Below are 20,238 nucleotides of genomic sequence, written 5' to 3' on the forward strand. Positions count from 1 at the left end.
AGAGCGTGCCCGTCGGACGTACTCTGCCCAAGCTTTTCGTCGGGCTCGTCGATCTGCTTCCCGAACCGAGCCTGCGCGTTCAGCGCTTCGTCGCGGCGGCAGTGATCCTCACCCAGGGCGGCATCGCCGTGACCGGGGCGATCGTCCGCGTCACCGCCTCCGGGCTCGGCTGCCCGACCTGGCCGCAGTGCTTCCCCGGCAGCTTCACCCCGGTGCCACACGCCGAGGTGCCCGGCCTTCACCAGGCCGTCGAGTTCGGCAACCGGCTACTGACTTTCCTCGTGGTGCTCACCGCCGCTGCGGCGGTGATCGTGCTCACCCGGGCCCGGCGCCGTCGCGAGGTGCTGGTCCACGCCTGGCTGATGCCGGTGTCGACGGTGGTGCAGGCGGTGATCGGCGGGATCACCGTGTTGACCGGGCTGTTGTGGTGGACGGTGGCCATCCACCTGCTGGCGTCGATGACGATGGTGTGGGTGGCGACGCTGCTGTACGTCAAAGTGGGACAGCCCGATAGCGCGGTGCCGGTGGCCCGGGTGGTGAAACCGCTGCGGCAGTTGACCGTCCTGTCCGCACTGGCGCTGGCTGCAGTCCTGGTGACGGGCACCATGGTCACCGGGGCGGGTCCGCACGCCGGGGACAAGAGCCTCGAAAGGCCGGTGCCTCGGCTGCAGGTGGAGATCACCACGCTGGTGCACATGCACTCGTCGCTGTTGGTGGCGTACCTGTCACTGCTGGTCGGTCTGGGCTTCGCGCTGCTGGCCGTGCGCGCTCCCCGGCCGGTGCTGACCAGGCTGAGCGTGCTGGTGGTCCTGGTGGTGGCCCAGGGCACCCTCGGCACGGTGCAGTTCTTCACCGGCGTGCCCGCCGCGTTGGTGGCAGTGCACGTGGCCGGAGCGGCCGCCTGCACGGCGGCCACCGCGGCGCTATGGACGTCGATGCGAGAACGGACCGAGTCCGAACTCGTCGAGAGCTGACTCGACCCCGAGGGCGAACTGCCGCTGGCGAAGCCGCTGCTCGGTCTGGCCGAGTTGGCGCCAACCCAGAGACGGCTCGACCAGCTCCAGTTCGAGCACGGTGGGTGCATCCGCACCGCCGAGGACGTCGACGCGCGCGTAGAGCAGGTCGGTGGTCTCGATCCCCAAATGGGCGGCCGCAGCCGCCAGCGCCGCATGGCCGACATCCCAGAGCTCGAAGTCCGGGTCGGCACTCCCGAGCCTTTCCTCGGCGAAGGTTCCCGAGGCATCCAACAGCGGCGCGTGCCCCGGCGGCGGCAGGATCGGCCCCTTGGTGAATGCGTGGGACTGCATGCCGCGGAGAAACACCAGCGCGGTCTCACCGTCGCCGACCCGCGCGTCGTAGGGCTGCACCAGGACACCCTGACCGGCGGCCTGTAGTGCGGCGGCATGTTCGACGGCTTGGTTCGGGTCCGAGAAGCGCAGAGCACCAACCGAACCCGCGCCCACCGACGGTTTGACGACCACTTCGCCGTCCGGGATGCGTACCTGCTCCCCCGGCGCGAAGAAATCGCCGGGAACCGTCGGCACCCCTGCAGCGGCGAGGTCGGCCAGGTAGCGCTTGTCGGTGTTCCACGCGACCACCGCGGGCCCGTTCAGCACTCGGGGCACCCGCCTGGTCCAGGCCAGGAACTCGTCGAGTCTTTCGGTGTAGTCCCACGTGGCGCGCAGGATCACCAGATCGGCCTCGACGGCGGCCGGGTCGTCCCAGGACAACCAGCGGGCATGCAGACCGCGATCTCGAAGCGCCCGCACCAGGCCGGCGTCGTCGCCGTCGCCGTCGGGCAGCGCCGGACAGCCGGCGAGCACGATCCTGGGGTGGAAGACGTCGGGGCGGGCGGGCTTCATGACCGGATCGACTTTACCGAGCAGGCAAGATGGTGAGCATGTACGCCATTGAAGTCGCCCGGACCGGTGGGCCGGAAGTCTTGTCCTACGTCGAGAGGTCGCTGCCTTCACCCGGCCCCGGCCAGGTGCTGATCAAGGCCGAGGCGGTCGGTGTCAACTTCATCGACACCTACTTCCGCTCGGGCCTCTACCCGAGGGAAGTGCCGTTCATCGTGGGCACCGAGGTGTGCGGAACCATCGAAGCCGTCGGTGACGACGTGGCGGCGCTGACCGTCGGCGACCGGGTGGTGACCGCCCAGGGACTCGGGGCTTACGCCGAATATTGCTTGGCGCCTGCAGATTTTGTTGCCTATGTGCCCGACGGCGTGGCGCCCGACGTGGCGGCGTCGGCGCTACTCAAGGGCATGACCGCGCACTATCTGATCAAGTCGACGTACCCGGTGCAACAGGGTGACACGGTGCTGATGCATGCCGGCGCCGGCGGCGTCGGACTCATCCTCACCCAGTGGGCGACCAGTCTCGCCGCCTCGGTGATCACCACGGTGTCGACGCCCGACAAGGCCGAGCTGTCCCGGCAGGCCGGCGCGGTCGAGGTGCTGGACTACCCGGACGACCCGCGGGAGTTCGGTGACCGGATCCGCGAGCTCACCGACGGCAACGGCGTCGCCGCGGTCTATGACGGGGTGGGCGCCTCGACGTTCGAGGCGAGCCTGGCCAGCCTCGCCGTGCGCGGCACGCTGGCCCTGTTCGGCGCGGCCAGCGGACCGGTTCCGCCGTTCGACCCCCAACGGCTCAACACCGCCGGGTCGGTGTTCCTGACCCGCCCGAACCTGGTACACCACACCCGGACTCCCGACGAGTTCTCCTGGCGGGCCGGCGAACTCCTCACCGCGATCTCCGACGGCACCCTCACCGTCACCGTCAGCAACCGCTACGACCTGCGCGAAGCGGAACAGGCCCATCGTGATCTACAGGGCCGCCAGACCGTCGGCTCCGTGGTGCTGGTCCCCTGAATCCGCCGGGCCTGAGCGGCTGGGTTCTACCCTTGTCAGCGTGGCCGAGGATCTGATCGTGACGCGCACCCTGGTGGTGCCCGCGTCCGATCTGAACGAACGCTTCTCCAGGTCGTCGGGCCCCGGCGGACAAGGTGTGAACACCGCCGACAGCCGGGTCGAGCTGTCGTTCGACCTCGCCCGTTCGTCCTCGGTGCCGGAGTGGTTGCGCGACCGGATGCTCGCCAGGCTGGGTAACCGTCTCATCAACGGCGTGCTGGTCGTGACGGCCAGCGAGCATCGCGCCCAACTCCAGAACCGCGTCGCCGCCCGCGAACGCATGGCCCGTGTCCTGCGCGCCGCAGCGGCCGCGCCTCCGCCGGTGCGCCGGCCCACCAAACCCAGGAGGGGTTCGAAGGAACGACGGATCGCGGAGAAGAAGCGTCGCGGCCGGGACAAGATGGGCCGTCGGGGCGCCTGGGATAGGGATTAGGGCGTGAACAGGGTCGGCAACGCCAGGGCGGAATCGACCGCGAGCGCCAGGAACACCACGGCCAGATAGTTGTTCGACTGCAGGAACAGTCTCAGCGGCTTGACCGCCTCACCGCGCCGCACACCGGAGTACAGCTGGTGTGCCATCACCAGGAACCAGGTGCCCGCCACGATCGCCACCGCGGCGTAGAGCCAGCCGGTGGCCAGAGCCAGCAGCAGGGTCGCGATGACGGTCAGCCAGGTGTAGATCAGGATCTGCTTGGTGACCTGCTGCTCGGTGGCCACCGCGGGCAGCATCGGCACGCCGGCCGCCCGGTAGTCCTCCTTGTAGCGCATGGCCAGGGCCCAGGTGTGGGGCGGCGTCCAGAAGAAGATGATGAGGAACATCACCAGGGCCGGCCACTGGATCGTGCCCGTCACGGCTGACCAGCCGATCATCACCGGCATGCAACCGGCGGCTCCACCCCACACCACGTTCTGCGAGGTGCGCCGCTTCAACAGCAGCGTGTAGACGAGGACGTAGAACGCGATGGTGGCGCCTGCCAGGTGGGCCGAGAGCAGGTTCGTCGTCCACCACAACCAGAAGAACGAGGCGACCGACAGCGCCAAGCCGAACACCAGGGCGTGGCCCCGGGGCACCGTGGCACGCGCCAGCGGTCGGCGCTCGGTGCGCTTCATCATCTTGTCGATGTCGGCGTCGGCGACACAGTTCAGGGTGTTGGCACCTGCGGCCGCCAGCAGTCCGCCGAACAGCGTGTTCACGATCAGCAACGGGTCGACGGTGCCCCGTCCGGCGAGAAGCATGGCCGGGATGGTGGTGACGAGCAGCAGCTCGATCACCCGGGGCTTCGTCAGCGCGAGGTAACCGAGCAGCGTGGTGCGGAATCGGTGCGAGGATCCCGCTGCCCCCTCGGTGGAGTCACTGACGAGGTGGCCTTCGCGAATCCTCACGCAACCAACTCCTCAACAGAACAGCGTGCCACGCCACGGGCGTCTACTACACACGATGGTAGACCGCGGGTGCCGATCCCCGTAATTGCAGGGTCGGTTCGCAGAGACCGGGATGACCTCTGCGTCGGCACGCCGTTCCCCATTAGGGTGGTTGATGCGGACCGACACGCCCCCGCCTAGCCAAGGAGTGCGCCTCGTGACCACGACGGAAGAGATCGCTTCCCTCACTCGACCGAACCATCCGGATGACTGGACCGACCTGGACACCCAGTCGGTCGACACCGTCCGCGTGCTGGCCGCGGACGCTGTCCAGAAAGTCGGCAGCGGCCACCCGGGCACCGCGATGAGCCTGGCCCCGCTGGCCTACACCCTCTTCCAGCGGCAGATGCGCCATGACCCGAGCGACGTGCACTGGCTCGGCCGCGACCGGTTCATCCTGTCGTGCGGCCATTCCAGCCTCACGCTCTACATCCAGCTGTATCTGGGCGGCTTCGGTCTCGAACTCTCCGATATCGAGTCGCTGCGGACCTTCAAGTCGAAGACCCCGGGCCACCCGGAGTTCCGGCACACCAGGGGCGTGGAGATCACCACCGGCCCGCTCGGCCAGGGCCTGGCCTCGGCGGTCGGGATGGCCATGGCAGCACGCTATGAGCGGGGGTTGTTCGACCCGGATGCCGCACCGGGCACCAGCCCGTTCGACCACCACATCTATGTCATCGCCTCCGACGGTGACATCGAGGAAGGCATCACCAGCGAGGCCTCGTCGCTGGCAGGCACCCAGCAGCTCGGCAACCTGATCGTCTTCTACGACAAGAACCAGATCTCCATCGAACACGACACCAACATCGCGCTCTCCGAGGACGTCGCGGCGCGCTACCGCGCCTACGGCTGGCATGTCCAGGAGGTCGAGGGCGGCGAGAACGTCGCCGCAATCGAAGAAGCCATCGAGGCCGCCCGCGCGGTGACCGACAAGCCCTCGTTCATCGCCCTGCGCACGATCATCGGGTATCCCGCGCCGACGAAGATGAACACCGGCGGCGTGCACGGCTCCGCATTGGGCGACGACGAGGTGGCGGCCACCAAGAAGGTTCTCGACTTCGATCCCGACAAGAAGTTCGAGGTGCGCGACGAAGTCATCGAGCACACCCGCAAGCTGGTGGACCGTGGCCGCGAGGCGCACGAGAAGTGGCAGCCCGAGTTCGACGCCTGGGCCGAACGCGAGCCCGAGCGAAAGAAGCTGCTGGACCGGCTGCTGGCCCAGGAGCTCCCCGATGGCTGGGACGCGGACCTGACCCACTGGGAGCCGGGTTCGGGGTCCGTCGCGACCCGCAAGGCCTTCGGTCAGGTGCTCAACGACGTCGCGCCGCACCTACCCGAGCTCTGGGGCGGCTCGGCTGACCTCGCGGGCAGCAACAACACCACCATCGAGGGCGTGAAGTCCTTTGGCCCACCGTCGATCTCCACCGACGACTTCACCGCGGACTGGTTCGGGCGGGTGCTGCACTTCGGTGTCCGCGAGCACGCCATGGGCGCCATCCTGTCGGGCATCGTGTTGCACGGGCCGACCAGGGCATTCGGCGGCACGTTCCTGCAGTTCTCCGACTACATGCGGCCCGCGGTGCGGTTGGCGTCGCTGATGGACATCGACACCATCTACATCTGGACCCACGACTCGATCGGACTCGGCGAGGACGGGCCCACCCACCAACCGATCGAGCACCTCGCCGCGCTTCGGGCGATCCCCAACCTTTCGGTGGTCCGCCCGGGCGACCCCAACGAGACCGCCTATGCGTGGCGCAGCATCATCGCGCGCGGCAACGGCAGCGGACCGGTCGGGTTCATTCTGACCAGGCAAGGGGTACCCGTACTCGAAGGCACCAGCGCCGAGGGCGTGGCCAGGGGCGGCTACGTTCTCGACGGAGGCAAACCCGCCGAGGACGCCGACGTCATCCTGATCGCCACCGGTTCGGAACTACAGGTGGCGGTCGAGGCCCGAAAGATACTGGAGGGCAAGAACATCTCGACATACGTCGTCTCGATGCCGTGCATCGAGTGGTTCGAATCGCAGCCCGAGGAATACCGCAACAGCGTGCTGCCGCCCACCGTCTCGGCGCGGGTGGCCATCGAGGCCGGCGTCGCGCAGAGCTGGTACAAGCTCGTCGGCGACACCGGCGAGATCATCTCCATCGAGCACTACGGCGAGTCCGCCGATGACAAGACGCTGTTCCGCGAGTTCGGCTTCACCCCGGAGGCAGTGGTGGCCGCCGCGGAGCGCACCATCGCCAACTAACTAAGGAAATGACATGACTCAGAACCCGAACCTGGCCGCTCTCGCCGCCGCAGGCGTATCGGTGTGGCTGGACGATCTGTCCCGTGACCGGCTCCAGACCGGCAACCTGCAGGAACTGATCGACACCAAGTCGGTGGTCGGCGTGACGACCAACCCGTCGATCTTCCAGGCGGCGCTGTCGAAGGGCAACGCCTACGACGCGCAGGTCAAGGAGCTCGCCGATCGGGGCGCCGACGTCGACGCCACCATCCGGACGGTGACCACCGACGACGTCCGCAACGCCTGCGACGTGCTTGCCAAGCAGTACGAACTGTCCGACGGCGTGGACGGCCGGGTGTCCATCGAGGTCGACCCGCGACTCGCCCACGATTCCGACAAGACCATCCTGCAGGCCGTCGAGCTGTGGAAGATCGTGGACCGGCCCAACCTGCTGATCAAGATCCCGGCCACCGAGCCCGGCCTGCCCGCGATCACCGCGGTGATCGCCGAGGGCATCTCGGTCAACGTGACCCTGATCTTCTCGGTCGAGCGTCACCGTGCCGTGATGGATGCCTACCTCGCCGGGCTGGAGGGTGGCGCGGCCGCCGGCCACGACCTTTCGCGAATCCACTCCGTGGCGTCCTTCTTCGTCTCCCGCGTGGACACCGAGATCGACGAGCGGCTCGAGGACATCGGCAGCGAGGAGGCGGTGGCGCTGCGCGGCAAGGCGGGCGTCGCCAACGCGCGGCTGGCCTACGCCGCCTACGAGGAGGTCTTCCTCGGTGGTGACCGTTTCGAGGCGCTGAAGTCCAAGGGAGCGCGGGTCCAGCGGCCGCTGTGGGCATCCACCGGCGTCAAGAACCCGGACTACTCGGACACCCTGTACGTGACCGAGTTGGTCGCCCCGAACACCGTCAACACCATGCCGGAGAAGACCATGGACGCCGTTGCCGACCACGGGGTCGTCACCGGGGACACGGTCACCGGGCGCGGGGCCGAGTCCCAGGAGGTGTTCGACAAGCTCGCCGCGGTCGGGATCGACCTCACCGACGTGTTCCTGGCGCTCGAGAACGAGGGCGTGGAGAAGTTCGAGAAGTCGTGGCAGGAACTGCTCGACGCCACCCAGGGCCAACTCGACGAAAAGAAGTGACCGGCCAGCTATGAGCCAGCCGTGGCACAACCCGTTGCGGGACAAGCGCGACAAGCGTATGCCGCGGATCGCCGGCCCCTGCGGGGTGGTGATTTTCGGCGTCACGGGCGATCTCGCGCGTAAGAAGCTGATGCCCGCGATCTACGATCTGGCGAACCGTGGTCTGCTGTCGCCGAGCTTTTCGCTCATCGGCTTCGCGCGACGAGATTGGGCCGACGAGGATTTCGCCAAGGTCGTCTACGACGCGGTGAAACAGCATGCGCGTACCCCGTTTCGCCAGGAGGTCTGGGACAGGCTGGCCGAGGGCTTCCGGTTCGTCCAGGGCACGTTCGACGACGACAGTGCGTTCGATCAGCTGAGCGAAACCTTGCGCACGCTGGACGCAGAGCGGGGCACCGGAGGCAACCACGCGTTCTATCTGTCCATCCCGCCGAAGGCGTTCCCCCAAGTGCTCGAGCAGCTCTCCAGGTCCGGGCTCGCCGAGAAGCCGGACGGGTGCTGGAGCAGGGTGATCATCGAAAAGCCCTTCGGCCACGACCTGTCGAGCGCCGAGGACCTGAACAACTTGGTCAACAGCGTCTTTCCCGAGTCGTCGGTGTTCCGCATCGACCACTACCTGGGCAAGGAGACCGTCCAGAACATCCTGGCGCTGCGTTTCGCGAACCAGATGTTCGAACCGATCTGGAACGCCCACTACGTCGACCATGTCCAGATCACGATGGCCGAGGACATCGGACTGGGCGGCCGTGGCGGCTATTACGACGGCGTCGGCGCAGCACGTGACGTGATCCAGAACCATCTCCTGCAGCTGCTGGCGCTCACCGCCATGGAAGAACCGGTCAGCTTTCATCCGTCGGAGTTGCAGGCCGAGAAGATCAAGGTGCTCTCGGCGACCCAGCTGGCCGAGCCGCTGGATCTCAACACTTCGCGGGGTCAGTACGCCGCGGGCTGGCAGGGCGGAGCGAAGGTGGTCGGCCTGCTCGACGAAGAGGGCTTCTCCAAGAGCTCGACGACGGAGACGTTCGCCGCGATCACGGTGGATGTGGATACTCGGCGCTGGGCGGGCGTGCCGTTCTATCTGCGCACCGGTAAGCGCTTGGGCCGCAGGGTGACCGAGATCGCTTTGATCTTCAAACGCGCACCGCATCTGCCGTTCGACGCCACCATGACCGAAGAACTCGGCAAGAATGCGTTGGTGATCCGGGTACAGCCCGACGAGGGCATCACGTTGCGATTCGGCTCCAAGATCCCGGGCAACAAGATGGAGGTCCGCGATGTCAGCATGGACTTCTCCTACGGCTCGGCGTTCGCCGAGGACTCACCGGAGGCCTACGAGCGGCTGATCCTCGATGTGCTGCTGGGGGAGCCGTCGTTGTTCCCGGTCAACGCGGAAGTCGAGTTGGCCTGGAAGATCTTGGATCCGGCGCTGGAGTATTGGGAGTCCCACGGAAAGCCCGACACCTACGAGTCCGGCACCTGGGGTCCCGAATCGGCGTTCGAGATGCTGCAGCGGTCCGGCCGCGAATGGAGAAGGCCGTGACGAGCGCTTGCGCGAGGAACAGAGGACTATGATCGTCGACCTGCCGGACAGCACCACCGATGTCATCAACAAGAAGATCGTGGCGCTCCGCGAGGAGGGCGGCGCCATCACGCTCGGGCGGGTTCTGACCTTGGTCATCGCACCGGACACTGAAGCGCTGCTGGAGAATTCGATCGAGGCGGCCAACGCGGCCAGCCGTGAGCACCCCTGTCGGGTGATCGTGGTGACTCCCGGCGACCGGCTCGCCAACGAAGCCCGGCTCGATGCTCAGCTGCGTGTCGGTAGGGATGCCGGCGCCAACGAGGTAGTCGTGCTGCGTCTGTCGGGCCCGCTGGCCCGGCACGCCAGCAGTGTGGTCACACCGTTCCTGCTGCCCGACACCCCGGTGGTGACGTGGTGGCCTGATGTCGCTCCCCCCGTTCCCGCCGAAGATCCCTTGGGCAAGCTGGCGATTCGCCGCATCACGGATGCGACCAACGGCCCCGACCCGCTGGAGGCGATCAAGAGCCGTCTCGGGGGTTACACAGCGGGAGACACCGACCTGGCCTGGAGCCGGATCACCTACTGGCGGGCGCTGTTGACCTCGGCGCTGGATCAGGCACCGCACGAGCCGGTCGTCTCGGCGCTGGTGTCGGGGCTCAAGACCGAACCCGCCCTCGACGTCCTTGCCGGCTGGTTGGCGAGACGTATCGATGGGCAGGTGCGTCGCGCCGTCGGTGATCTCAAAGTCGAACTGACTCGTTCCAGTGAGACCATCACCCTCAGTCGTCCACAGGAGGGAATCACCGCGTCCATCACCCGTACGGGTAAACCGGACACGCTGGTCCCGTTGGCCCGCAGAGAGACCCGGGAGTGTCTGGCTGAAGACATGCGCCGACTCGATGCCGATGAGATCTACCACGAGGCGCTGGCCGGAATGGACAAGGTGCAGTACGTATGACGCCGATCATCGAAACCTACTCCGACAGTGCCGAGTTGGTGGCCGCGGCCGGTGACCGCCTGGTCGGTGCGATCATCGAGGCTATCGCTGCGCGTGGTGTGGCGGCGATCGTGCTGACCGGCGGTGGGACCGGCATTGCGCTACTCAAACGTGTCGGCGAGCGCAGCGACGAGATCGACTGGGACAAGGTGCACGTGTACTGGGGCGACGAACGTTTCGTCTCGGCCGATGACGACGAGCGCAACGACAAGCAGGCTCGCGAAGCGCTACTCGACCACGTCGGTATCCCGGCCACGAACGTGCACGCGATGGCGGCCACTGACGGTGAGTTCGGTGATGATCTCAACGCGGCCGCACAGGGATACGCCCAGCTGCTGGATGAGAGCTTCGAAGCAGGGCCTGAGTTCGACGTCCACCTGTTGGGCATGGGCGGCGAGGGCCACGTCAATTCACTGTTCCCCGACACTGCGGCGGTGCGGGAGACCGAGCGACTGGTCGTCGGCGTGACGGACTCCCCCAAGCCGCCGCCGCGCCGGATCACGTTGACGCTGCCGGCGGTGAAGCGCTCCAGGGAGGTCTGGCTGGTGGTGTCCGGAGCCGGCAAGGCCGACGCGGTGGCCGCGGCGGTCGGCGGCGCTGATCCAGTCGACGTCCCCTCGGCGGGCGCCGTGGGACGCGAGGCCACCGTGTGGCTGCTCGACGAGGAAGCCGCGTCGAAGCTCTGACCCCCTCGCGCCGGAACTGCATTCCAGCAGACTCGATCAGAGTACAAGCCTGCTGGAATGGAATTCCGGCAAGCTAGTCGACGACCACCACATGCAGTGTGCGGGGTCCGTGGACACCCTCGACGCGGTCGAGTTCGATGTCGCTGGTGGCGCTGGGGCCACTGATCCACGTCAACGGTCGCGTATGTAGTCCCGAGTCGACAAGCTGGGCAACCGCTCTGGGAACATCGTCGACGATCTGCTCGGCACGCACGACGCAGACATGGACATCGGGGACCAGGCTCAGCGCCCGCCGCCCCTGACCCGCTCCGTGGTCGAGGATGATCGTGCCGGTGTTCGCGATCGCCACCGTCGCGGTGGTCACCACCGCATCGACCCGGTCGAGGTCGTAGGCGCCGAGTCCGTCGTCGACGATCCACTCGGCGGCGCCCGGCCAGGCGTCCTGCACCGCCGAATCGGCGATCACCCGCTCGAACCCCCGCACCGCCGCCGCGATCGCCGCACCGGTACCTGACTCGTCGGCCCGCTCCACCTGCGCACGGTAGTCGGCGACGCGGTCCACGAATCGGGCGACGATATCGCTGCCACCGGTGCCGACGGCCCGCCCATAGGTCCACGGCAACTCTTGCACGGGGGGTCGGTCGGCCAGTGCCGCCCGGACCCGCCCGAGGATCTCGGCGCGCGCCTCACTCATCGCCGCCGCCGGTTCGCTGCCACCAGCTCCGGAAAGACTCCGTCGGCGGTACCGGCGCGTCGCGTGCCTCCGACCAGGCGCCCACCGGCCACGGCAGTCGGCGCAGCACCTGCCTGCTACCTGATCGCTTGCTGCGCAACGCTTTACCGACCATCGTCACCGCCCTGCCCACAGCTGCCCACCGCCGGTGTCCGGCGAACGTCCAGCTCGCCGCGGTCATCACAAGCTGCTCACCGGACGGCACTCCCCCGCGGCGTTCGTCGACCACCCGGGTCCGAAGGTGCACCAGCATCGACGGGATGTCGATACGCACCGGGCAGACGTCGAAGCAGGCCCCACACAGGCTGGAGGCGAACGGTAGTGACTTGTCGATGTCGCTGCCGGTGCCGCGCAACTGTGGGGTGAGCACCGCCCCGATCGGACCGGGGTACACCGAGCCGTAGGCGTGGCCACCGGTGCGCTCGTAGACCGGGCACACGTTCAGACAGGCCGAGCAGCGGATGCAGCGCAGCGCGGCGCGACCCTGCGGATCGGCCAGCACCCGGGTCCGGCCGTTGTCCAGCAGGACGATGTGGACGGTCTTCGGGCTGTCGCCAGCGACCGGACCGGTCCACACCGACGTGTAGGGGTTCTCCCGTTCACCGGTACTGCTACGGGGCAGCACCTGGAGGAACACCTCCAGATCACGCCACGACGGCAGCACCTTCTCGATGCCGACAACCGAGATCAGCGTTTCCGGCAGCGTCAGGCACATCCGGCCGTTGCCCTCGGATTCGACCACCACCAGGCTGCCGGTGTCGGCGATCGCGAAGTTGGCGCCCGACACCGCCACCCGGGCCCGCAGGAACTTCTCCCGCAGGTGCAGCCTGGCCGCTTCGGCCAGGCGCCGCGGCTCGTCGGTCAGGTCGTCCGGTGCCGCACGGCCGACTTTGCCCATCTCCCGCAGAAAGATCTCGCGTACCTCGCCCCGGTTGCGGTGGATCGCCGGCACCAGGATGTGGCTGGGCCAGTCGTCACCGAGTTGCACGATGAGCTCGGCCAGATCGGTTTCCCACGCAGCGATCCCGGCGGCAGCCAGCGCCTCGTTGAGTTCGATCTCCTGAGTGGCCATCGACTTGACCTTGACGACCTCGGCGGCGTCCTGCGCCCGCACCAGATCGACGACGATGCGGTTGGCCTCCTCGGCGTCCCGGGCCCAGTGCACCCTGGCCCCGGCGGCGGTGGCATTGGCCTCGAACGCCTCCAGGTGCTCGTCGAGGCGGTGCAGCGCCGCGTCCTTGATGGCTTCCGCGGCGAGCCGCAACTCCTCCCAGTTGTCGAGCTCACCGACGGCCGCGGCGCGTTTGGCACGGATGGCGCCGGTGGCGTGGGCGAGATTGCGGCGCAGCACCGGATCGGCCAGCGCCGTCCTCGCCGCCGTCTGGAACTGCGGAAGCCCCAGAAACGCCTCGGTGACCCCGACGTGCGGCCGGTCGCTCACGCCGCACCCCCGGTGTTGACCAGGATCTCGGCCAGGTGCATGACCCGCATTCCGCTGCGCTGACGCGACAGCACCCCACCGATGTGCGCCAGGCACGAGTTATCTCCGGCCACAAGGACTTCCGCTCCGGTATCAAGTGCCGCTCCGGCTTTGTCGGCACCCATCGCCACCGAGGTCTCGGCGTTCTTCATCGCGAAGGTACCGCCGAAGCCGCAGCACTGCTCGGCGCCCGGCAGGTCGACGAGGTCGATCCCGCGCACCGCTCGCAGCAACCGCAGCGGACGGTCACCGACCCGCAGCATCCGCAGCGAATGACAGGTCGGATGGTAGGTCACCCGGTGCGGGAAGTAGGCGCCGACATCGGTCACGCCCAGGACGTCGACCAGGAACTCCGAGAGCTCGTAGACCCTCGGTGACAACTCCGCGACGGCGGCCTGCAGCCGCCCGTCACCCGCGCGCCGCGCGACGGCGCCGTGCTGGTGGCGCACCGACCCGACGCAGGAACCCGACGGTGCGACGACGGCGTCGTACCCGGCGAACGCGGCCGCGAAGTTGCGCACCGCGGGGATGGCCTCCTCCGCGTAGCCGGTGTTGGTGAACATCTGCCCGCAACACGTCTGTCCGGCCGGGAAGTCGACGTCGCAGCCGAGTCTGCGTAACAGCCGCACAACCGCTTTGGGCGTCTCTGGCCACATCACGTCGTTGAAGCACGTGGCGAACAGCGCAACCCTGCGAGACGTCATCATGGGGGAACATAGCCGACTCCCCGACGGCACGCGTCATACTGGCCAACATGGCAGACAAAGGCAGACCAGCAGTCCGGACCGGTGGCGAGCGGATCAGGAAGCTCGCCCAGGCGGCGCTGAACGCCGACGTCACCGTCGAACAGGTCGACACCATCCTGGAAGGTCTGACCGAGACCCTCGAAGACCTGAACAAGTCCACCGGCAACCTCGACGCCACCCTGGAGCGGTTCAACGACACCATCAGCCGAATCAACGAACTGGCGCCCCGGCTGAACGCGGTGGTCGACCGGATGGAAGCCATCGTCGTTCGGGTCGAGCGGATCGTCGGTATCGGGGAGTCGGTCATCTTCCCGCTGGCGGCCACCGAACAGGCGGTCCGCGGCGCGGTGAACAAGGTCCGCCGCAGCGCCGGTCTGTGATCGCTACCCGCTGTTGCGCAGCGCTGTGGCCAGCCCGCTCATGGTGAGCAGGATGCCACGCTGAACCAGCTCGTCCTCGTCGCCGGAACGGTAGCGACGCAGCAGTTCGACCTGCAGATGGTTCAGCGGTTCCAGGTACGGGAACCGGTTGAACACCGACCTGGCCAGCGCCGGGTTGTCGGCCAGTAGGTCGTCGTGCCCGGTGATCAGCTTGTGCATCCGGATCGTGCGCTCATGCTCGTCGGCGATCTTGTCGAACACCCGTCTCCGAAGCGCTTCGTCCTCCACCAGTTCGGCGTAGTGCGCAGCCAACCCGAGATCCGATTTGGCCAGCACCTGCGCCATGTTCGACAGCACCGTCGCGAAGAACGGCCAGCGTCGGTACAGGTCCTGCAGCACCTCGAGCCGGGCTTCACCGTCGTCGCCGTCGGCGATCCACTCCTCGAAGGCGGTCCCGGTGCCGTACCAGCCGGGCAGCATCACCCGCGACTGGCTCCACGCCAGCACCCACGGGATGGCCCGCAGATCCGAGATCGACGTGGTCGGCTTGCGCGACGCCGGCCTGCTGCCGATGTTGAGCGCACCGATCTCGCTGACCGGTGTCGACGCCTTGAAGTAGTCGACGAACCCCGGTGTCTCGTGCACCAGCTCGCCGTAGGCCCGTTGGGCGCGCGCCGCCAGGTCGTCGAGCACTTCGTATGCCGACTCGGACAGCTCCCCCAGACCCTCGGTGTCGAGCAGCGTGGCTTCCAGCGTCGCAGCCAGCAGGGTCTCGAGATTTCGGCGCGCGATCCTGGGTTCTGCGTACTTGGCGGCGATCACCTCGCCCTGCTCGGTGAGCCGCAGCGAGCCCTTCACCGCGCCCGGCGGCTGCGCGAGGATCGCATCGTAGCTCGGGCCACCACCGCGCCCGACCGTGCCACCGCGGCCGTGGAACAGCCGTAGCCGGATTCCCGTCTTGCGCGCCGACTCCACCAACTCGAGTTCGGCGCGGTACAACGCCCAGTTCGCGGCCAGGTAGCCGCCGTCCTTGTTGGAATCCGAATAGCCCAGCATGACCTCCTGGCTGTCACCGCGGGCGGTGACGACCGCGCGGTACAACGGAAGGTCAAGTGCCGCTTCCAGAATCGATGATCCCCGCTGCAGGTCGTCGATGGTCTCGAACAGCGGCACGATCCCGACGGGTGCGTACGTCCGCTCCGCGGATGCGTCCAGCAGCCCGGCCTCTTTGAGCAGCAGCGCCGCCTCGAGCATGTCCGACACCGATTGGCACATCGAGATGATGTAGTTCGGCACGGCCTGGGACCCGAAGACGCGGACCGCCCGTGCGGCCGCGGCGATGATGTCAAGCTCCTTGTGCGCGAGCTCGGACAGCTCGGCGTCCGGACCGGTCAACGGCCGACGGGTGGACAACTCCCCGGCGAGCAGCTCGACGCGTTCGGGTTCACTCAACGAGACATAGTCGGCGTGCACCCCGGCCCACGACAGCAGCTCGGCGACGACCTCCTCGTGCACGTCCGAGTTCTGCCGCAGATCCAGGCCGGACAGATGAAACCCGAACACCCGCAAGGCCTCTCGAAGCCGAGCCAACCGATCATCGGCGAGAACGGCGCTACCGTTGCCGCGGAGCGAGTCGTCGACGGCATCGAGGTCGGCGAGCAGCTCTGCGGGCGTGTGGTAGGCCTGCATGCCGAGGTCGAGTTCGTGTTCGGGCTGGCGGTCGAGTATCTGTTGTGCCGTCGCGGTCAGGCGGGCGTGGACCACCCGCAGCGCCCGCCGGTATGGCTCGTCGGCGCGGGCAGGTTCGTGGCAGGCCTCGGCGAGTGCGGCCACCGCGTCGCTGATGTGCACCAGCCGCGACGACATCGACAACTCCTCCTCGAGCGCGGTCAGCTCGACGAAGTAGTGCGCGAGCGCGGTGTAGGCGGCACGGCCGGTCGCCAGCCGGACAACGTCGGCCGTGACGTTCGGATTGCCGTCGCGGTCCCCGCCGATCCACGACCCCGGGCGCAGGATCGGCGCCTCCAGCAGTTCGCCACCCGGCCAGCGGGCCTGGAACGCGGCTCGGACCTCGGCGTTGACCTGCGGTATCACCTCGAAGAAGGCGGCCGGATAGTAGCGAAGTCCCGTTTCGATCTCGTCCTGGATCTTCAGCCGGGACAGCCTGATCAACGCGGTCTGCCAGAGCGTGAGAATGTGTCGCCGCAGTTCACGCTCGACGTTGCGGCCGTCCTCGGTGGTGGCATGGCCGTGCAGGCGCAGCCGCATCAACTCGGTGATGCGGTGCTGGGTGTCGAACACCGTACGCCGCCGGGTCTCGGTGGGATGGGCGGTGATGACCGGCGAGACCAGTGCACCGACGAGCGCGTCGGCAACGGCTCCCGCGTCGAGTTCGGCCGAGTCGAGTTTCAGATAGGTGGCGGCTAGGCTGCTGTCCTGCGGTGGCGCTCCAGCAGCCTCGTGGACCGCCCTGCGACGCTCGCGGTGGATGTCCTCGGCCACGTTGGCCAGCAGTGCGAAATGGGTGAATGCGCGGATGACGGGGATGGCCCGATGGACATCAACACCGTCGAACAGCTTGGCCATCTCGGCACGGTCGATCTCGGATCTGCGCACCCGGAAGGATTCGACCCGGGCCCGCTCGACGAGATCAAAGACCTGGTCACCGTTCTGCTCGCGCACAGTGTCGCCCAGGATGGCACCGAGAAGCCGGATGTCCTCACGCATCGGCTCGGTGGCTTCCCGGCCCACCTTGGTCCGCTGCACGGCTCCGATGGGTTCCAGGGCAGCGTCGGACGTCGGGTCAGAAACCTCAGTCATGTGTCCAGTATCGGCGGCGAGTTGCCGGCGTGCAGGGTGGAGAGCCGGCGACGTCGAGGCCTAGCCGTACTTGATCTGGAGAGCCGTGCCGACGATGGACACCACCCAGATACCGGTGACGAACAGCGTCAACCGGTCCAGGTTCTTCTCGACCACGGTGGAGCCGGACAGGCTGGACTGCACGCCGCCGCCGAACAGGCTGGACAGACCGCCACCTTTGGCGCGGTGCAGCAGTACCAGGAGCACGACCAGCACACTGGTCACGACCAGGATGATCTGCAGGGCCAATTCCATGGCCGCCAGACTACAGGGCGCGGGATGCGCCCCAGGGCTGCGGGTTAGGGAGGGGGCCGCCCGCCGCGATGGCCGACAGAGTCGCGAACTGCTCACCGTCCAGCGACGCCCCACCGACCAGCGCACCGTCGACGTCGGCCTCACCGACGATCTCACCGACGTTCTTGACGTTGACCGAACCGCCGTAGAGGATCCGCACCCCGGCAGCGACGTCGACAGACGCCAGCGCGGCGAGTTCGGTGCGGATGGCCTCACACACCTCCTGCGCGTCGGCCGCACTGGCCACCCTTCCGGTGCCGATCGCCCACACCGGTTCATAGGCGATGACAGCCTCGGCGATCTGGTCGGCCGACAACCCGGCCAGGGAGCCGCGGAGCTGACCGAGGTTGTACTCGACATGGTTGCCGGCTTCCCGGATGTCGAGGTGCTCACCGATGCAGATGATCGGCGTCAGCCCGTGCTTGAACGCGGCCGCCGCCTTCGCCGCGACCAGCGCGTCGTCCTCGTTGTGGTAGGTCCGCCGCTCGGAGTGCCCGACGACGGCGAACGTGCAGCCGAGCTTGGCCAGAAACGCGCCGCTGATCTCACCGGTGTAGGCGCCCGAGTCGTGCTGCGAGAGGTCCTGCGCGCCGTAGGTGAGCCGCAGTTTGTCTCCGTCGACAAGCGTCTGGACGCTGCGCAGATCGGTGAACGGCGGGATCACGGTGACATCGACTTTGTCGAAGTACTTCTCCGGCAACGAGAAAGCGATCTTCTGCACCAGCGCGATCGCCTCGAAATGGTTGAGGTTCATCTTCCAGTTGCCGGCGATCAACGGCTTACGCGACACGAGAGTCTCCTAGTTCAGTCCGACAGGATCTGGATGCCGGGCAGCTCTTTGCCCTCAAGGTATTCCAGCGAGGCGCCGCCACCGGTGGAAATGTGGGAAAAGCCGTCCTCTGGCAGGCCCAGCTGGCGCACGGCGGCTGCCGAGTCCCCACCGCCGACGACGCTGAAGGCGCCTTTGCCGGTGGCGGCGACGATGGCTTCGGCCACCCCCTTGGTGCCGGCCGCGAACGCCGGGAATTCGAAGACCCCCATCGGGCCGTTCCAGAAGATGGTTTTGGCGTTGGACAGCAGCGCGGTGAACCGTTTCACCGACTCCGGCCCGACGTCCAGCCCCATCTTGCCGTCCGGGATCTTGTCTGCGGCCACGGTCTCCGCCGGGGAATCGGCTGCGAACTTCTCTGCAACGACGATGTCCACCGGCAGATGCAGCACGTCGCCGTAGGTGTCCAGCAGCTTGCGGCAGGTGTCGACCATGCTCTCTTCGAGCAGCGAACTACCAACTGAGAGTCCCTGTGCGGCAAGGAATGTGAAGCACATTCCGCCACCGATGACCAGGCTGTCGGCCTTGGTGGCCAGGTTCTCGATGACGGCGATCTTGTCGGAAACCTTGGATCCGCCGAGAACCACCGCGTACGGCTTCTCTGTGGAACTGGTCAGCTGCTCGAGAACCTTGACCTCGGCAGCGACCAGCGTTCCCGCGTAGTGCGGCAACAACGAGGCGACGTCGTACACCGAGGCCTGCTTGCGGTGCACGACACCGAAACCGTCGGAGACGAACGCACCGTCCTCACCCACCAGCTCGACGAGCGCCCTGGCCAGCGAGAGGCGTTCGGCGTCGTCCTTACTGGTCTCCCTGCCGTCGAATCGGATGTTCTCCAGCAACAGGATGTCACCGTCGGTGAGCCCCTCGGCGCGGGCGAGCGCATCGGACCCGACGACGTCGCCGGCGAGCTGGACGTGCCGGCCCAGCCTCTCGCCCAGCGCCGCCGCGACCGGGGCCAGGGAGAACTTGGGCTCCGGCTCACCCTTCGGCCTGCCCAGATGCGCGGTGACGACCACCTTCGCCCCGGCATCGCTGAGCGCCTTCAACGTCGGAACCGACGCGATGATGCGGCCGGGGTCGGTGATCGCGCCATCATCGAGCGGGACGTTCAGGTCGGAGCGCACCAGCACGCCCCGCCCTGTCACTCCCTCTGAGAGAAGGTCGTCGAGCGACTTGATGCCCATCGCCCTCTACCTACTTTCCCGTCGCTTCGCTCGCCCTCAAAGCGACTTGCCGACCAGGCCGACCAGGTCGACCAGCCGGTTGGAGTAGCCCCACTCGTTGTCGTACCAGGAGACGACCTTGGCCTGGTCGTCGATGACCTTGGTCAGACCCGAGTCGAAGATCGAGCTGTGCGGATCGGTGACGATGTCGCTGGACACGATCGGCGCGTCGTAGTACTTCAGGATGCCCTTGAGCCTGCCGTCGGCGGCCGCCTTCATCGCGGCATTGATCTCGTCAGCGGAAGCGGACTTGGCCAGCTCGACAGTGAGGTCGGTGACCGAACCGGTGGGGATCGGCACCCGCAGCGCGTATCCGTCCAGCTTGCCCTTGAGTTCCGGCATCACCAGACCGATCGCCTTGGCCGCACCGGTCGAGGTGGGCACGATGTTGAGCGCCGCGGCACGGGCCCGGCGCAGATCCTTGTGCGGACCGTCCTGCAGGTTCTGGTCCTGGGTGTAGGCGTGGATCGTCGTCATCAGACCCTTGACGATGCCGAACTCGTCCTGGAGCACCTTGGCCATCGGGCCCAGGCAGTTCGTGGTGCACGACGCGTTGGAGATGATGTTCTGGCTGCCGTCGTACTTCTCGTCGTTGACGCCGAGCACGATCGTGATGTCCTCTTCGCTGGCAGGCGCGGAGATGATGACCTTCTTGGCGCCCGCGTCGAGGTGGCCCTGCGCCTTGGCGCGGGCGGTGAAGATGCCGGTCGACTCGACGACGACGTCGACTCCCAGGTCACCCCAGGGAAGGGCGGACGGGCCCTCCTTGA

Annotated in this window: 19 protein-coding genes; 9 read left to right on the forward strand and 10 right to left on the reverse strand. The window is 67.4% G+C overall.

Translation table 11 applies throughout. The annotated features are described in order from the left end of the window. Positions 1 to 5 precede the first annotated feature (5 nt). Positions 6 to 974 (forward strand): COX15/CtaA family protein, encoded by a 969-nt coding sequence (locus tag WA944_RS24995; RefSeq protein ID WP_526374275.1) that lies wholly within the window; start codon positions 6 to 8, stop codon positions 972 to 974. Here WA944_RS24995 and WA944_RS25000 read toward each other — a convergent pair. Further along, on the reverse strand, positions 924 to 1,862 hold the full coding sequence (locus WA944_RS25000) for an ATP-grasp domain-containing protein (RefSeq protein ID WP_526611443.1): 939 nt from the start codon (positions 1,860 to 1,862) through the stop codon (positions 924 to 926). The genes WA944_RS24995 and WA944_RS25000 overlap by 51 nt on opposite strands. Before the next feature lie 38 nt (positions 1,863 to 1,900). On the opposite strand from WA944_RS25000, the gene WA944_RS25005 reads away from it, so the two are divergent. Both WA944_RS25005 and arfB read left to right on the forward strand, forming a co-directional pair. Then, entirely contained in the window at positions 1,901 to 2,875 is a 975-nt protein-coding gene (locus WA944_RS25005) for a quinone oxidoreductase family protein (protein ID WP_526374277.1), read from the forward strand. A gap of 40 nt (positions 2,876 to 2,915) precedes the next feature. Next, positions 2,916 to 3,347: an alternative ribosome rescue aminoacyl-tRNA hydrolase ArfB gene (gene arfB / locus WA944_RS25010; protein WP_526374278.1), complete on the forward strand. Its 432-nt coding sequence runs from the start codon at positions 2,916 to 2,918 to the stop codon at positions 3,345 to 3,347. On the opposite strand, the gene WA944_RS25015 is transcribed toward arfB, so the two are convergent. Continuing rightward, entirely contained in the window at positions 3,344 to 4,291 is a 948-nt protein-coding gene (locus WA944_RS25015) for a heme o synthase (RefSeq protein ID WP_526374289.1), read from the reverse strand. The two genes, arfB and WA944_RS25015, sit on opposite strands and share 4 nt — an antisense overlap. A gap of 202 nt (positions 4,292 to 4,493) precedes the next feature. Here WA944_RS25015 and tkt point away from each other — a divergent pair, with 202 nt between their 5' ends. The 5 genes from tkt to pgl are packed head-to-tail and all read left to right on the forward strand — an operon-like array spanning position 4,494 to position 10,921. Next, positions 4,494 to 6,587: a transketolase gene (gene tkt, locus WA944_RS25020; protein WP_526374279.1), complete on the forward strand. Its 2,094-nt coding sequence runs from the start codon at positions 4,494 to 4,496 to the stop codon at positions 6,585 to 6,587. Between the two features lie 13 nt (positions 6,588 to 6,600). Then, entirely contained in the window at positions 6,601 to 7,716 is a 1,116-nt protein-coding gene (gene tal / locus WA944_RS25025; protein ID WP_526374280.1) for a transaldolase, read from the forward strand. A 10-nt stretch (positions 7,717 to 7,726) separates the two neighbouring features. Continuing rightward, on the forward strand, positions 7,727 to 9,256 hold the full coding sequence (zwf, locus tag WA944_RS25030; protein ID WP_526374281.1) for a glucose-6-phosphate dehydrogenase: 1,530 nt from the start codon (positions 7,727 to 7,729) through the stop codon (positions 9,254 to 9,256). A gap of 28 nt (positions 9,257 to 9,284) precedes the next feature. Then, on the forward strand, positions 9,285 to 10,196 hold the full coding sequence (opcA, locus tag WA944_RS25035; protein ID WP_526374282.1) for a glucose-6-phosphate dehydrogenase assembly protein OpcA: 912 nt from the start codon (positions 9,285 to 9,287) through the stop codon (positions 10,194 to 10,196). Continuing rightward, a complete protein-coding gene (gene pgl, locus WA944_RS25040) occupies positions 10,193 to 10,921 on the forward strand; it encodes a 6-phosphogluconolactonase (RefSeq protein ID WP_526374283.1) in 729 nt (242 codons plus the stop codon). The genes opcA and pgl overlap by 4 nt, the downstream gene beginning before the upstream one ends. Before the next feature lie 73 nt (positions 10,922 to 10,994). Here the strand turns inward: pgl and WA944_RS25045 are convergent, their stop codons facing one another. Genes WA944_RS25045 through WA944_RS25055 form a run of 3 tightly spaced genes read right to left on the reverse strand, consistent with a single transcriptional unit; the run spans position 10,995 to position 13,838 of the window. Next, complete coding sequence (locus tag WA944_RS25045; protein ID WP_526374284.1) at positions 10,995 to 11,615, reverse strand: LutC/YkgG family protein; 621 nt, start codon at positions 11,613 to 11,615, stop codon at positions 10,995 to 10,997. Beyond that, complete coding sequence (locus WA944_RS25050) at positions 11,608 to 13,095, reverse strand: lactate utilization protein B (protein WP_526374285.1); 1,488 nt, start codon at positions 13,093 to 13,095, stop codon at positions 11,608 to 11,610. The genes WA944_RS25045 and WA944_RS25050 overlap by 8 nt, the downstream gene beginning before the upstream one ends. Continuing rightward, positions 13,092 to 13,838 (reverse strand): (Fe-S)-binding protein, encoded by a 747-nt coding sequence (locus WA944_RS25055; protein WP_526374286.1) that lies wholly within the window; start codon positions 13,836 to 13,838, stop codon positions 13,092 to 13,094. Before WA944_RS25055 ends, WA944_RS25050 begins: the two co-directional genes overlap by 4 nt. Positions 13,839 to 13,888: 50 nt before the next feature. On the opposite strand from WA944_RS25055, the gene WA944_RS25060 reads away from it, so the two are divergent. Further along, positions 13,889 to 14,260: an ATPase gene (locus WA944_RS25060; protein WP_526374287.1), complete on the forward strand. Its 372-nt coding sequence runs from the start codon at positions 13,889 to 13,891 to the stop codon at positions 14,258 to 14,260. Between the two features lie 3 nt (positions 14,261 to 14,263). On the opposite strand, the gene ppc is transcribed toward WA944_RS25060, so the two are convergent. The 5 genes from ppc to gap all read right to left on the reverse strand — a co-directional run. Further along, positions 14,264 to 17,080, reverse strand: a complete 2,817-nt coding sequence (ppc, locus tag WA944_RS25065) for a phosphoenolpyruvate carboxylase (protein WP_526374288.1) — start codon at positions 17,078 to 17,080, stop codon at positions 14,264 to 14,266. 60 nt (positions 17,081 to 17,140) lie between these two features. Beyond that, entirely contained in the window at positions 17,141 to 17,374 is a 234-nt protein-coding gene (gene secG / locus WA944_RS25070; protein WP_159229020.1) for a preprotein translocase subunit SecG, read from the reverse strand. A gap of 10 nt (positions 17,375 to 17,384) precedes the next feature. Then, complete coding sequence (gene tpiA / locus WA944_RS25075) at positions 17,385 to 18,203, reverse strand: triose-phosphate isomerase (protein WP_526371706.1); 819 nt, start codon at positions 18,201 to 18,203, stop codon at positions 17,385 to 17,387. A gap of 14 nt (positions 18,204 to 18,217) precedes the next feature. Then, a complete protein-coding gene (locus WA944_RS25080) occupies positions 18,218 to 19,429 on the reverse strand; it encodes a phosphoglycerate kinase (RefSeq protein ID WP_526371708.1) in 1,212 nt (403 codons plus the stop codon). 36 nt (positions 19,430 to 19,465) lie between these two features. After that, a partial coding sequence (gap, locus tag WA944_RS25085; RefSeq protein WP_526611449.1) for a type I glyceraldehyde-3-phosphate dehydrogenase occupies positions 19,466 to 20,238 on the reverse strand: 773 nt, incomplete at its 5' end.

Origin of the sequence: Mycobacterium sp. (assembly GCF_049683355.1) — a bacterium.
Classification (GTDB): domain Bacteria; phylum Actinomycetota; class Actinomycetes; order Mycobacteriales; family Mycobacteriaceae; genus Mycobacterium.

What these genes read in the sequence shown, in the direction of transcription:
- WA944_RS25045 (WP_526374284.1), bottom strand. Translation starts at nt 11,615, where the DNA reads ATGAGTGAGGCGCGCGCCGAGATCCTCGGGCGGGTCCGGGCGGCACTG.
- pgl (WP_526374283.1), top strand. Translation starts at nt 10,193, where the DNA reads ATGACGCCGATCATCGAAACCTACTCCGACAGTGCCGAGTTGGTGGCC.
- secG (WP_159229020.1), bottom strand. Translation starts at nt 17,374, where the DNA reads ATGGAATTGGCCCTGCAGATCATCCTGGTCGTGACCAGTGTGCTGGTC.
- opcA (WP_526374282.1), top strand. Translation starts at nt 9,285, where the DNA reads ATGATCGTCGACCTGCCGGACAGCACCACCGATGTCATCAACAAGAAG.
- WA944_RS25000 (WP_526611443.1), bottom strand. Translation starts at nt 1,862, where the DNA reads ATGAAGCCCGCCCGCCCCGACGTCTTCCACCCCAGGATCGTGCTCGCC.
- zwf (WP_526374281.1), top strand. Translation starts at nt 7,727, where the DNA reads ATGAGCCAGCCGTGGCACAACCCGTTGCGGGACAAGCGCGACAAGCGT.
- WA944_RS25060 (WP_526374287.1), top strand. Translation starts at nt 13,889, where the DNA reads ATGGCAGACAAAGGCAGACCAGCAGTCCGGACCGGTGGCGAGCGGATC.
- ppc (WP_526374288.1), bottom strand. Translation starts at nt 17,080, where the DNA reads ATGACTGAGGTTTCTGACCCGACGTCCGACGCTGCCCTGGAACCCATC.
- WA944_RS25080 (WP_526371708.1), bottom strand. Translation starts at nt 19,429, where the DNA reads ATGGGCATCAAGTCGCTCGACGACCTTCTCTCAGAGGGAGTGACAGGG.
- WA944_RS25005 (WP_526374277.1), top strand. Translation starts at nt 1,901, where the DNA reads ATGTACGCCATTGAAGTCGCCCGGACCGGTGGGCCGGAAGTCTTGTCC.
- tal (WP_526374280.1), top strand. Translation starts at nt 6,601, where the DNA reads ATGACTCAGAACCCGAACCTGGCCGCTCTCGCCGCCGCAGGCGTATCG.
- WA944_RS25055 (WP_526374286.1), bottom strand. Translation starts at nt 13,838, where the DNA reads ATGACGTCTCGCAGGGTTGCGCTGTTCGCCACGTGCTTCAACGACGTG.